The following is a 12147-nucleotide window of genomic DNA, read 5'->3' on the forward strand; positions in this document are numbered from 1 at the left end:
CAGCGCGGCGGTCGCCGCGGCCGCATCGGGCGCCGTCACGGCGTCTGCGCCCAGCGCGCGCAACTGGCGTTGCAGGATCTCGCGGCCGGGGGCGAAGCCGCTCACCACCAGCGCCCGGCGGGCCGCAAGCGGCGACGGCGCCTCCTCCACGTCGCGCGACGCTCGGCCGAGGCGGATCGAGAAGCGGAACTCGCTGCCGCCGCCCGGACGCGGCGCGGCGCCGATGCTGCCGCCCATGTCCTCCACCAGGCGGCGGCAGATCGCCAGGCCCAGCCCGGTGCCGCCATAGCGCCGGCCGATCGAGGAATCGGCCTGGGTGAAGCGTTCGAAGAGCATCGGGATCCGGGCGGGGTCGATGCCCTGGCCGGTGTCCAGCACCGCGCCGAACAGCCGCCAGCCCCGTGGGTCGGGCTCGGCGGCGAGCGCCAGTTCGATCCAGCCGGCCTCCGTGAACTTCACCGCATTGCCGACCAGGTTGAACAGGATCTGACGGAAGCGCGCGGGATCGCCGACCACGCGCGCCGGCGTGTCCGGCGCCACCGAGAACACCAGTTCCACGCCGCGTTCCGCCGCCCGTGGGGCGAACAGCTCCAGGATCTTCGCCGCCTCCGCTTCGAGCTCGAAGGGGATCGCTTCCCGCTGCACCGCGCCGGCCTCGAGCTTGGAGAAGTCGAGCACGTCGTTCAGCACGGTGAGCAGATGCTCGGCCGAGTTCTGCATGGTTTCCGCGTAGCGGCGCTGGAGGGGATCGAGCCGCGTGTCGAGCAGCAGCCCGGCCATGCCGATCAGCCCGTTCATCGGGGTGCGGATCTCGTGGCTCATCGCCGCCACGAACTCGTCCTTGATGCGGATCCCGGCGCGTGCGGCGGCCTCGCTCTCGGCCAGCTGCGCGCCCTGGCGGCGTAGCGTCGCGGCCTGGCGCAGCAGGATGGCGAGCGCCAGCAGGGTGGCCGCCGCCACCGCACCGATGCCGAGCCCGAGCATCCAGGCCTGCCGGCGCGCCACCGCGAAGGCCACCTGCCTGGGCTGCGCGACCTCCACCACGATGGGGCCGGACGCGGTCACCGCGAAGGCGGAGATCGCCGGCGCCCCGGCGCTGTCCGGGCCTTCCTGCACGCCGTGCTCGATGCGCGGCAGGAAATCGCGGAACAGCCAGGCCTCCGGGTTGCGCGCGCCGATCCCGTCGGGCGTGCCGTCCGAGGTGGCGAGCAGCGTGCCCTCGAAATCGTGGAACCGGACGACGACGCCGAAGGATTGCGCGGCCCGCTGGCCGATGCCGGTCAGGTAGTCCGGGTTGAGCAGCGCGACCGCTGCGCCACGGAAGCCGCCACCCGGCGCGACGATCGGCCGCGCCAGCGGCACCGTCCAGCGCCGCGTCTCCGCCACGCTGCGGCCCGGCTCCGCCACGAAGCGCCCGGCCTCCGGCGTGCCGACCGCCAGGCGCGGGCCGCCGGCGGAGAGCCCGTAGAGCCAGGGCCGCCCCACCAGGTCGCGGCCCACAAGGCCGGGCACGGTGGCATGGGTGACGCGGCCGAGCACGTCGGTCACCAGCAGCGCGCGAACCTGGGGCAGCTCCCGCAGCCGTTGAGCAATGCGTTCACTGTCCCATGGCACACCCTCGGCCGCGGCGCGGCCGGTGATGTCCAGCAGCACGATGTCGGTCGCGTCGAGCGCGCGGCTGAGCTGGTCCGTCAGGCCCGTGGCCACGCCGCTGACGACGCGGCGGGATTCCTGCGCCGCGTCGTGGAAGCTTTGCGAGCCGAGGAGCCAGGTGATGATGCCGAACGCGACCAGGAGGGGAATGCCCAGCGCCAGTCCCGGCGCCAGTGCGCCGGACGGCCGGGCGGGCCTGGCGCGTGCGGCGACGGGGCGCTGTGCGGCTGTGCTGTCCTCGTTCATTCCGGCCGTGGTCGTGGCAGCCGCCGCCGTGCTGTGGGCGGCGCCCGCACCGGCGCAGGATCGGCTGGCGGCGGTGCAGGCACGGGGCGAGCTGCGGGCCTGCATATGGCCCGACTACTTTGCGATCAGTTACCGCAATCCCCGCAACGGCGAGCTGGAGGGCATCGACATCGACCTGGCGCGGGACTTCGCGCGCCGGCTCGGGGTGAGCCTGGCCTTCGTGGAGACCACCTTCCGCGACTTCATGGACCGCCTGGAGCAGGGCAGTTGCGACGTCGCGATGTTCGGCGTCGGCATCACGCCGCAGCGCGCGGCGCGGGTGGAGTTCAGCCAGCCCTACCTGAGCAGCGTGGTCTATGCCGTGACCACCCGCGACAACCGCATCATCGCCCGGTGGGAGGATATCGACCAGCCCGGCAACACGGTGGCGGTGGCCGCCGGCACCTTCATGGAGCCGCTGATGCGCGGGACCCTGCGCCACGCGACGCTCGACGTCGTCGCGGCGCCCCGCACGCGGGAGGCGGAGCTGCAGGCCGGGCGCGTGGACGTCTTCATGTCGGACTTCCCCTACACGCGGCGCATGATGCTGATGCACGACTGGATGCGCATCGTCGCCCCGCCCGGCCGCTTCGGGGAGACGCGCTACGCCTATGCCGTGGCGAAGGGCGATCCGGGCTGGCTGGCTGCGGTGAACGGCTTCGTGGAGGCGATCCGCGCCGATGGCACCCTGGCCCGCGCCGCGGAGCGCCACGGCCTCTCGCCCATCGTGATGCGGTGAGCGCGGACGGTCAGGCGGTCTTCGCCCAGGCGAGGAACACGAAGAAGCCCGCGATCCCCAGCACGATGTGCGCGGCCAGGAACAGCTCCGCGCTGCGGCGGGACTTCGCGATGCGCGGTCCGAAGTAGCCTGCCGCCGTCGAGGCGCCGAGCAGCAGCAGCGGCACGAAGCCGGGCGGCCCGCCGGCGCGGGCGGCTGGCGGCAGCAGGATGGCCGTCACCACCAGCGCGGTCGCGCCGAGCGCCAGCGCCAGGTGGAGCGTCTTCAGCCGGCCGCGGCGGGCGCGCTGCAGATACATCAGGCCGACCGCCACGCCGAGCGCCAGCGTGGCGACCAGCGCGACGATCGCGGGTGTCGTCGTCATCCTGGGGTCACCCCGCCATCGCGTAGGCGGGCCGGCGCGGATCGGCGCCGGCGTGGTTCAGGCCGCTGGCCGGGTCGCTCAGTACCACCTCCACGCTGCCGGCGAGCCAGGTGGTGCCGGGCCACGGCTTCACCTCGTGCCCGCGTGCCGCGAGCTCGTCCCGCACGGCTTCGGGGATGCGCGATTCCACCGCCAGGCGCCCCGGGAAATACTCGTAGGGCGCGAAGGAGGAGGGGAAGGAATAGCTGGCGACGCGCGGCGCCTCGATCGCTTCCTGCACCTCCATGCCGAAATGCAGGATGTTCAGCATTACCTGCAGCATCGCCTGGATTTGCACGTCGCCGCCCGGCGTGCCGAAGGGCATGAGCCCGCCGTCGCGCGTGACGACCATGGCCGGGTTCGGCGTCAGCCGCGGCCGCTTGCCCGGTGCGACGCCGGAGGGATGCGCCGGGTCCGGCCGGCTCTGCGAGCCGCGGCCCGAGACGACGAGGCCGGTGCCCGGCACGACCGGCACGTTCCACGACCCGTCGGAGGGGGTGGCGCTGAAGGCATTGCCCCAGCGGTCCACCACCGCGACGTAGGAGGTGTCGGCCTCCACCTTCGGAAGCGCCGCGCGCGTCTCCGCGGGCAGGGCCGTGCCGCGGCCGAGGATCGGTTCCGGCAGGCCGGGATGCGCGCGCGCCATGTCCACCGCCGCCGCGCGCGCCGCGACATGCGCGGGGGAGAGCAGCTCCTCCACCGGCACATGGCCGAAGGCGGGATCGGTGAAGTGGTATTCGCGATCCGCGAGCGCGCCCTTCAGCGCCTCCGTGATGACATGCAGGTAGTCGGCCGAGTTGTGCGCGAGCCCGTCCAGGCCGAGGCGCTCGGCGATCAGCAGCGCTTCCAGCAGGGCGGGCCCCTGGCACCAGGGGCCGCAGACCATCACCTCATGTCCGCGCCAGCGCCGCGCCACCACCGGCTCGATGCGGGAGCGGTAGTCAGCGAGGTCCTGCATGGACAGGAACCCGCCTTCCTGCGCGACGAATCGCGTGATCTCGCGGGCCAGGTCGCCGCGGTAGAAGGCGGCGTGCGCGGCGGCGAGGCCGGCCGCACGTCCCTTGCCGGCCGCCTTCCGCTCCTCCGCCACCATGTAGGACAGGCTGCGCGCCAGGTCGGCCTGGACGAACTTCTCGCCGATACTTGGCGCGCGCCCCCCCGGCAGGAAGATCGCGGCGTTCTGCGGCCAGGTGCGGTACTCCGCCTCATGCGCGGCGATGCTCTCGGCCAGCAGGTCGTAGGTGGCGAAGCCTTCGCCCGCGAAGCGGATGGCGGCGGCGGCGATGTCGCCGAAGCTCATCGTGCCGTGCCGCTCCAGCGCCTGGATCCAGGCATCCGGCGCGGCGGGCACCACCATCCGCCGCACGCCCGGCGGCATCTGCCCGCCATGCTCGCGCATGAAGACGTCGGGCGGCAGGCTGGCGGGCCAGTGGCCGAGGCCGGCGATGGTTTCCGTCCGGCCATCGGCCAGCCGGATCATGATCGGTGCGACGCCCGCGACCGAGACGAGGTCGGGCTGCAGCACGCCGAGCGCGAGCCCCGCGGCGCAGCCTGCATCCACCGCGTTGCCGCCGGCTTCCAGGATGGCGAAGCCGGCGCCGGCGGCGAGGTAGTGGCCGGCGCTGATCGCGTGGCGCGTGCCGCTGATGGTGGGCCGGCCGGTGGCGTATTTGCGCATGCGATTCAGACCTCCGGTGCTCGCCGCTGGCGCGGCGGCGCCCTGCGGTCATCGCAAGCGTGCATCAGTTCGTCCTCCGCGCGTGAATGGCCACGGTCTGCTCGTCCAGCCGCGGCGTGTAGACGATGCCGGTGCGCGCGGCGGCGATGACCATCTGGGTGTAGAGCGGGATCCCGGCATGCAGCCGCATCGCTTCCCGCATCGCGGTGCGCAGCGCCGCCTCCCGGTCGCCTTCCATGCGGAAGGCGGCGGCCTGGATCAGGCTGTCCAGGTTCGGGTCGCTGAAGGCGCCGCGGTTGGACTGGCCCAGGCCGCGCGCCAGCTGCTGGCTGTGCATGGCCAGGCTCAGCACATGCGTCGCGTCCCGCGTGGAGGAGGAGGACTGGCCGAAGAACACCAGCGGCACGTCGTTCCGTCCCACCGCGGTGCGCGCGAAATACACGCTGCCCGGCTGGGTCTCGATGCGGGCGTGGAAGCCGGCACGCGTGAACATCTGGCCGAGCGCCTGGCAGACGCGGGCATCGTTCACGTAGCGGTTGTTCGGGCAGGCGAGCGTGAAGCCGAAGCCGTTCGGGTAGCCGGCCTCCGCCAGGAGCCGGCGGGCGCGGGCGGGATCGTTGGGTGGCACCGGAATGCCGGGATCCCAGCCGCCGAAACCTTCCGGCACCAGCTGGCCGGTGGCGATGGCGGCGCCGTCCATCGCGCGCTCGACCAGTGCGGCGCGGTTCACGGCGAGGCTCAGCGCCTCCCGCACGCGGATGTCGCGGAACGGGTTGTGGTCCAGCGGCCGGCCCTCGGCGTCGGTGATCAGCGGCAGGCGCTCCGCGCCGACATGCGGCAGCAGGAAGATCACGCGGTCCGAGGACTGCCGGAACACCGAGACACGGCCCGAGGCCTGCAGCCGCTGCACGTCCCCGGTCGGCACCTCCTCGATCAGGTCCACGTCGCCGGCCAGCAGCGCGGCCATGCGCGCGGCGTCGTTCGGGATGACGCGGATGTTCACCCGCTGCCACTCCGGCCGCTGTCCCCAGTAGTTGTCGTAGCGCGTGACGCTCATCCCGTCGGAGCCGCGGAACTGCTCCAGCCGGAAGGGGCCGGTGCCGATGGCCGCGCGGCCGGAGGCGAAGTCGGACGGCGCGGCACCCTCCGCAGCGCGGCGGGAGACGATGAACACATTCGTCATCTGCCCCGGCAGCACCGGGTTGGGGGAGGCGGTGTGCAGGCGCAGCGTATGCGCATCCACCACCTCCACCCGCGTGATGCCGCGCAGGTTGGGCGTGTAGGGGCCGGGATTGCCCGGGATGTTCGGGATGCGCTCGAAGGAGAAGACGACGTCATCCGCCGTGAAGGGCGTGCCGTCCTGGAAGGTAACGCCCTGGCGCAGGCGGAACTCCCAGACCTGCGGCTGGATCGGCGTCCAGCTCTGCGTCAGGCCGGGCGTCCAGCGGCTTTCGGCGTCGCGATCCACCAGCGTGTCGAAGACGTGCCGCGCCGCGGCCATGTTGGGGCCGAGGAAGATGAAATGCGGGTCGATGCCGAAGCTGGCCTGCACGCCCATGGTCAGCGTCTGGGCGGAGGCGCCGCCGCACCATGCGACGCCGATGGCCGCCAGGGCCGCCTTCCATCCCCGCATCTGCGATCCTCCGTCCCGGTCCCGCCCAGAGTTCGGCGGGGCCGCCGCCCTGTCAACGCGTCAGCCGAAGCGCTCCGCCGCGTAGGGCGCGAAGTCGTGGTTGGTCGGCTTGCCCAGGATGGCCGGGGCCAGCATCCGCGCCGTGGGGGCGGACCCCGTCAGGCCGAGATGGCCATGCCCGAAGGCGAACCACAGCCCCTGCAGCCGTTGCGAGGGCCCGACCACCGGCACGGAATCCGGCAGGCAGGGCCGATGGCCCATCCAGAATCCCTCGGCGCCCTCCGTCCGCGCCTGCGGAAACACCGCCGCGAGGTCGCCGTAGAGCAGCTTCGCCCGCGCCTCGTTCGGCGGCCGCTCCAGACCGCCGAACTCCACCGTGCCGGCCACGCGCAGCCCGCCTTCCATCGGCGTGATGAACACCTTGCGGTCGGCCGGCACCACGGGGCGACTGATCGCGATGCCGGCGCCCGGCAGGTTCACGTGGTAGCCGCGCTGCGTCTCCAGCGGGATGCGGTAGCCGAGCGGCGCCAGCAGCCGCGCGGACCAGGCGCCGGCGGCGACGACGACCTCGTCCGCCGGATGCTGCCGCGCCTCGCCCTGCGCGCCGGTCACGCGGCCATCGGCCAGGGTCAGCGCGCGGATGCGGTCACGCCGCACCTCGCCGCCAGCACGGCGGAACGCCTCCGCCACCGCCTGCGCGTAGCGATGGGGCGAGGCGCAATGCGCGTGGTCCGGCAGGAAGACGCCGACCTGGTAGGCGGGGCCGACCTCCGGCTCCAATCCCGTGATCCCGGCGCGGTCCAGCACCTCCACCCGCGCGCCGTAGTCGCGCCGCAGGTCCCAGGCGGCCTGGTCCTTCTTCACCTGCTCCGCGCCGCGGTAGAGGTAGAGGTTGCCGCGGGGCTGGATCAGCTCCGGCGCGCCGATCTCGCGCGCCAGCTCCAGGTGCTGCTCCGTCGCCAGGCGCTGCAGCGCGTCGATCGCGGCGGCGGCGCGCGCCACCGAATCCGGCCGGGCGGAGGCGACGAAGCGGAGCAGCCAGGGCGCGGCGCGCAGCCAGTAGCTGGCCGGCACATGCAGCGGCGCCGCGGGATCGAGCAGCATGCGCGGCACCTGCTTCAGCGTGCCCGGCATGGCGAGCGGCGCGACGGAGCTGGAGCTGATCGCGCCCGCATTGCCGAAGCTGGCGCCACCCTCGCCGGGCGGTTCGGGATCGACGATGGCGACCTCCGCGCCCTCCTGCCGAAGGCGGAAGGCGAGCGCCAGGCCGACGATGCCGGCGCCGATGACCAGGACGTTGCGTGCCACCTAGTCCGTCCGTCCCATCTGGGTGACACCCATCTCGCGCAGCGTATCGGCCAGCGCGTCAAGCGCGCGGCCGATGTCGTGCTCCGTCACGATGCCGATGCAGGCGATGCGGAAGGTGTTGGCCGCCGCGAGCCGGCCGGGAAAGATGATGAAGCCGCGCTGCTTCATGCCGTCGTACAGCTTCCTGAAGGAGTAGTTCGGGTCCGGCGGGTCGTGGAAGGTGGCGACGATGGGGGACGCGACCGCATCGTCCAGCAGCGTGCGGAAGCCCATCTGCCGCATCCCGTCCACCAGGCGCCGCCAGCTGCGCCGGTAGCGGGCCTGCCGGGCGTGCAGCCCGCCTTCGTCTCGGTGCTCGCGCAGCGCCTCCGCCATGCCGAGCAGCAGGTGGGTAGCCGGGGTGAAGCGGAACATGCCTGTCCGCTCCATGTGCTGGTTCTGGTCCCAGAGGTCCAGCGTCAGGCTGTGCGCATTGCCCTTGGCCTCCTCCAGTGCGGACTTCTTGGCGACGACCCAGGCGAGCCCCGGCGGCGCCTGCAGGCCCTTGTTGGCCGAGCACACCACGGCATCGAAGGCCAGCCGCTTCGCATCCAGCTCGAAGGCGCCGAAGCTCGCCACCGCATCGATCAGCAGGCCCTTGCCCATCCGCTTGCAGACCTCGGCGATCTCCTCGATCGGGTTCAGGATCCCGGTCGAGGTCTCGCAATGCACCACCATCACATGCGTGATGGCGGGGTCGGCCTGCAGCGCTGCTGCGAACTGCTCCGCGGTGGGCGGGGTGTAGGGCGCGGTGCGGAAGCTGGCATGGGGCGTGCGGATCTTGCGGGCCACCTCCACCAGCCGGTCGCCATAGACGCCGTTGGTGTGGATCAGCAGCTTGCCGTTCTCCGGCACGAAGGTGCCGATCGCGGCTTCCGTGCCCGACGTCCCACTGCCGACCAGCGGCACCGCCGTGTGGCTGCCATGGCCGTTGCAGAGGTCGAGCAGGTACTGCCGGCACCAGGCGATGGTGGCGAGCATCTTCTCCTCGCCGGAGGCATAGTCGTGCAGCATCGCCCGCTTGACGCGCATGGAGAGCGTCGCCGGACCCGGGGTGAGCATCAGCGGCTCGTCTTCCACCCGTTCCTCGTCCATCGCCCGCGCTCCCGATGCCTCTGGCATCCTGCCACGCGCGGCGCGGCCTTCAAGGGCCGGATGGACAGCGACGGCGTGGCCGCGCCAGACTGCCGCCATGCTGGATCCCGTCACGCTCGAAGTGCTCGGCCGCAAGGTGACCGCGGCGGCCGAGGGCATGGGCTTCACGTTGCAGCGCACCGGCCGCACCCTCTACGTGAAGGAGGCGTCCGATTTCGGCACCGCGCTGGTCGGGCTGGACGGGCGGTTCTTCGGCTATCCGCGCACCATCGGCGTCAGCCACTTCCTCGACCTGGACTGCAGCGCGACGATCCGCGCCGTGCCCGACCTGGAACCGGGCGACGTCATCATCACCAACCACCCTTTCGCCTCCGAGGCACTGGCCACCCACCTGCCCGACCTGCACCTGGTGAAGCCCTACTTCCACGAGGGTCGGATCGTGGCCTATGGCTGGTGCTTCGTGCATTCGGCCGACATCGGCGGGCGCGTCCCTAGCTCCATCTCGCCTTCCAACACGGACCTGTTCCAGGAAGGGCTGATGATCCCGCCGATGAAGCTGGTCCGGCGGGGCGAGCTGAACCCGGACGTGGTCGCGCTCTACCGCGCCAACGTCCGCACGCCCGACCAGAACATGGGCGACATCCGCGCGGAGCTCGCAGCGCTGCATGTGGGGGGCCTTCGCGTGGCGGAGATGATCGCCGCGCATGGGGTGGAGACCTTCATCGAAGCGCAGGAAGCGCTGCAGGACTACGCCGACCGCAAGGCGCGCGCCGTGCTCGCCCGCATCCCGGACGGCGAGTACGAGTTCTGGGATTACCTCGACGACGACATGGTCACCACCTTCCCGGTGCGCATCCGCCTGACGCTGCGCAAGCGCGGCGAGGAGATCGAGCTGGACTTCGACGGCACCGACCCGCAGGTCGCCACCGCCTACAACATCCCGACGATGGGCCGCCGGCACGCCTGGTTCACCGCACGGATCATCGGCTGCGTCGCCACGCATGATCCCAGCATCCCGATGAACGCCGGCGTCTATCGCTGCATCACCGCGAGGGCACGCGCTGGTTCCGTGGTGAATGCGGAGCCGCCGGCCGCGGTGGGCGTGCGCCAGCCGGGCGGGCGGCGCATCTTCGACATGGTCACCGGCGCGCTGCTGAAGGGCGACCCCACGCTGATGGCCGCGGCCTCCGGCGGCGTCTCCACCCCCGTGGTGCTGGCCGAGGAGGAGACCGCGCAGGGCGACCGCAACGTGGTGGTTCTGGAGCCGATGATCGGCGGCATGGGCGCGCGCCTCGGCCATGACGGCGTGGATGCGCGCGACAGCGGCACCTCCAACCTCGCCAACAATCCGATCGAGAGCATCGAGGCCGCGGCGCCCGTGCTGGTGCGCAGCTACGCCGTGCGCGCCGACAGCGGCGGGCCGGGGCAGTGGCGCGGCGGCTGCGGGCTGGAATTCAGCTTCGAGGTGCTGCGCGACGGCTGCACGGTGCTCGCCCGCGGCATGGAACGCTGCCGTTTCCCGCCCTGGGGTGCGATGGGCGGGCGGCCCGGCCAGCCCTTCCGCGTCATCCTGAACCGCGGCACGCCGAAAGAGCAGGTGATCGGCAAGATCGACCTGCTGGAGGTGGAGGCGGGCGACGTCGTCACCATCCTGACACCCGGCGCCGGCGGCTACGGCGACCCCTTCCGGCGCGATCCCGCAGCGGTGCTGAAGGATGTGCGCCTCGGCCTGGTCGGCGCGGCCTCCGCGGCGCGCGACTACGGCGTGGCGATCCGGGACGGCGCGGTGGACGAGCCGGCCACTGCCGCCCTTCGCGCTGCCCGCCCTCCGCGCGACCCGCACGGCTTCGACTTCGGCGAGGAGCGCGAGGCCTATGAGGCGGTGTTCACCGACGAGGCCCAGCGGCGCCTGAACCAGGCGCTCTATGCGCGGCCGAAGCGACAGCGCCAGAAGCTGCGCCGCCGCGTCATGGAGGCGACGGTGCCCGACATGCCGCGCGCCGGCCACCGCCCGCTGGTCGAGGTGCTGGCCGATCCCGCCGCCGCCCGCGCCCGCTTCGAGGCCGCCTTCGCGGAACTGCTCAAGTGAGCGCGCGCGTGGGCATCGACGTCGGCGGCACCTTCACCGATTTCGTGCTGGCCGGCCCGCGGGGCCTGGTCTTCCACAAGGAACCCAGCACGCCGGACGATCCCTCCGCGGCGGTCGAAGCCGGCCTGGTCGCGCTGGTGGCCAAGGCGGGGCTCGGCATGGGCGACATCGGGCTGCTGGTGCACGGCACCACGCTCGGCCTGAATGCGATCATCCAGCGCCGCGGCGGCCCCATCGGCCTGGTCACCTCTCCCGGCAACCGCGACGTGCTGGAGATCGCGCGTTGCCGCATGCCGAACTCGGTGGATTTCCACCTGACGCGGGAGGAGGACCTGGTCCCCCGCGACCTGGCCTTCGAGATCCCGGCGCGCATCACGGTGGACGGCACCGTGCTGATGCGGCCGACGCCTGCCGACTACGATCGCGTCGCGGCCGCCCTGCGCAGCGCCGGCGTCGTCACCGTGGCGGTCATGCTGCTGCACAGCTACCTGCACCCCGCGCTGGAGGCGGAGGTGGCCGCGGAGCTCGCCGCGCGGCTGCCCGGCGTGCCGGTCTCCGCCTCGGCCGCCATCTGGCCGGAGATGCGGGAGTACGAACGCACGCTGGTCGCCGTGCTCAACGGCTTCATCGCGCCGCTGATGCAGCGCTACTTCGCGCGCCTGCAGGACAGGCTGGCGGCGCGCGGCCTGCGCGCACCCATCACCATCACGGCGTCCAACGGCGGCACCGTCGCGCTGCGCACCGCGAGCGCGCGGCCGATCGAGACGGTGCTGTCCGGCCCCGCCTCCGGCGTCGTCGCCGCGGCCCGCGCGGCGGATCGCACGCCGCACCAGCGCCTGATCACGCTCGACATGGGCGGCACCAGCAGCGACATCGCGCTGACCCGCTCGGGCGAGCCGGAATACACCACGCGCACCACGGTGGGCGGGCTGCCGCTGGTGATGCCGGTGGTGAACGTCTCGGCGATAGGCGCCGGCGGCGGCTCCATCGTCTGGGTGGATCCGCAGGGCGTGCTGAAGGTGGGGCCCCGCAGCGCCGGCGCGGCGCCAGGGCCGGTCTGCTACGGCCGCGGCGGCACGGAGCCGACGGTCACGGATTGCTACCTCGCCTGCGGCTTCCTCGATCCCGCGAACTTCCTGGGCGGCCGCATGCGGCTGGACCGCGAGGCCGCGGAGCGCGCGCTCGCGCCCATCGCGGAACGGCTCGGCTTCACCGGCGCCGACGC

General features: G+C 72.7%; 9 protein-coding genes. 3 read left to right on the forward strand and 6 right to left on the reverse strand.

All coding sequences use genetic code 11. From position 1 onward, the window contains the following. The coding region (locus tag OZN99_RS15285; RefSeq protein ID WP_270936109.1) for a hybrid sensor histidine kinase/response regulator at positions 1-1899 on the reverse strand (1899 nt) is incomplete at its 3' end. On the opposite strand from OZN99_RS15285, the gene OZN99_RS15290 reads away from it, so the two are divergent. After that, complete coding sequence (locus OZN99_RS15290) at positions 1883-2677, forward strand: substrate-binding periplasmic protein (RefSeq protein WP_270936110.1); 795 nt, start codon at positions 1883-1885, stop codon at positions 2675-2677. The genes OZN99_RS15285 and OZN99_RS15290 overlap by 17 nt on opposite strands. A 10-nt stretch (positions 2678-2687) precedes the next feature. On the opposite strand, the gene OZN99_RS15295 is transcribed toward OZN99_RS15290, so the two are convergent. The 5 genes from OZN99_RS15295 to OZN99_RS15315 form a co-directional block, all read right to left on the reverse strand. Beyond that, the gene (locus OZN99_RS15295; protein ID WP_270936111.1) at positions 2688-3041 is read right to left on the reverse strand and encodes a hypothetical protein; all 354 of its coding nucleotides are present in this window, start codon (positions 3039-3041) and stop codon (positions 2688-2690) included. A gap of 7 nt (positions 3042-3048) precedes the next feature. After that, entirely contained in the window at positions 3049-4758 is a 1710-nt protein-coding gene (locus OZN99_RS15300) for a gamma-glutamyltransferase family protein (RefSeq protein WP_270936112.1), read from the reverse strand. Between the two features lie 64 nt (positions 4759-4822). Then, on the reverse strand, positions 4823-6391 hold the full coding sequence (locus tag OZN99_RS15305) for an ABC transporter substrate-binding protein (protein ID WP_270936113.1): 1569 nt from the start codon (positions 6389-6391) through the stop codon (positions 4823-4825). Positions 6392-6451: 60 nt separating this feature from the next. After that, a complete protein-coding gene (locus OZN99_RS15310; RefSeq protein ID WP_270936114.1) occupies positions 6452-7699 on the reverse strand; it encodes an NAD(P)/FAD-dependent oxidoreductase in 1248 nt (415 codons plus the stop codon). Beyond that, complete coding sequence (locus OZN99_RS15315) at positions 7700-8833, reverse strand: 2-aminoethylphosphonate--pyruvate transaminase (protein ID WP_270936115.1); 1134 nt, start codon at positions 8831-8833, stop codon at positions 7700-7702. A 97-nt stretch (positions 8834-8930) separates the two neighbouring features. On the opposite strand from OZN99_RS15315, the gene OZN99_RS15320 reads away from it, so the two are divergent. Continuing rightward, positions 8931-10922, forward strand: coding sequence for a hydantoinase B/oxoprolinase family protein (locus OZN99_RS15320; protein ID WP_270936116.1), 1992 nt, complete (start codon positions 8931-8933; stop codon positions 10920-10922). Further along, positions 10919-12147 (forward strand): hydantoinase/oxoprolinase family protein (locus OZN99_RS15325; protein WP_270936117.1); only part of this gene is annotated, 1229 nt, incomplete at its 3' end. The genes OZN99_RS15320 and OZN99_RS15325, both read left to right, overlap by 4 nt.

Origin of the sequence: Falsiroseomonas oryzae, assembly GCF_027856955.1 — a bacterium.
GTDB classification, from domain to species: domain Bacteria; phylum Pseudomonadota; class Alphaproteobacteria; order Acetobacterales; family Acetobacteraceae; genus Falsiroseomonas; species Falsiroseomonas oryzae.

What these genes read in the sequence shown, in the direction of transcription:
- OZN99_RS15320 (WP_270936116.1), top strand. Translation starts at nt 8,931, where the DNA reads ATGCTGGATCCCGTCACGCTCGAAGTGCTCGGCCGCAAGGTGACCGCG.
- OZN99_RS15300 (WP_270936112.1), bottom strand. Translation starts at nt 4,758, where the DNA reads ATGCGCAAATACGCCACCGGCCGGCCCACCATCAGCGGCACGCGCCAC.
- OZN99_RS15305 (WP_270936113.1), bottom strand. Translation starts at nt 6,391, where the DNA reads ATGCGGGGATGGAAGGCGGCCCTGGCGGCCATCGGCGTCGCATGGTGC.
- OZN99_RS15295 (WP_270936111.1), bottom strand. Translation starts at nt 3,041, where the DNA reads ATGACGACGACACCCGCGATCGTCGCGCTGGTCGCCACGCTGGCGCTC.
- OZN99_RS15315 (WP_270936115.1), bottom strand. Translation starts at nt 8,833, where the DNA reads ATGGACGAGGAACGGGTGGAAGACGAGCCGCTGATGCTCACCCCGGGT.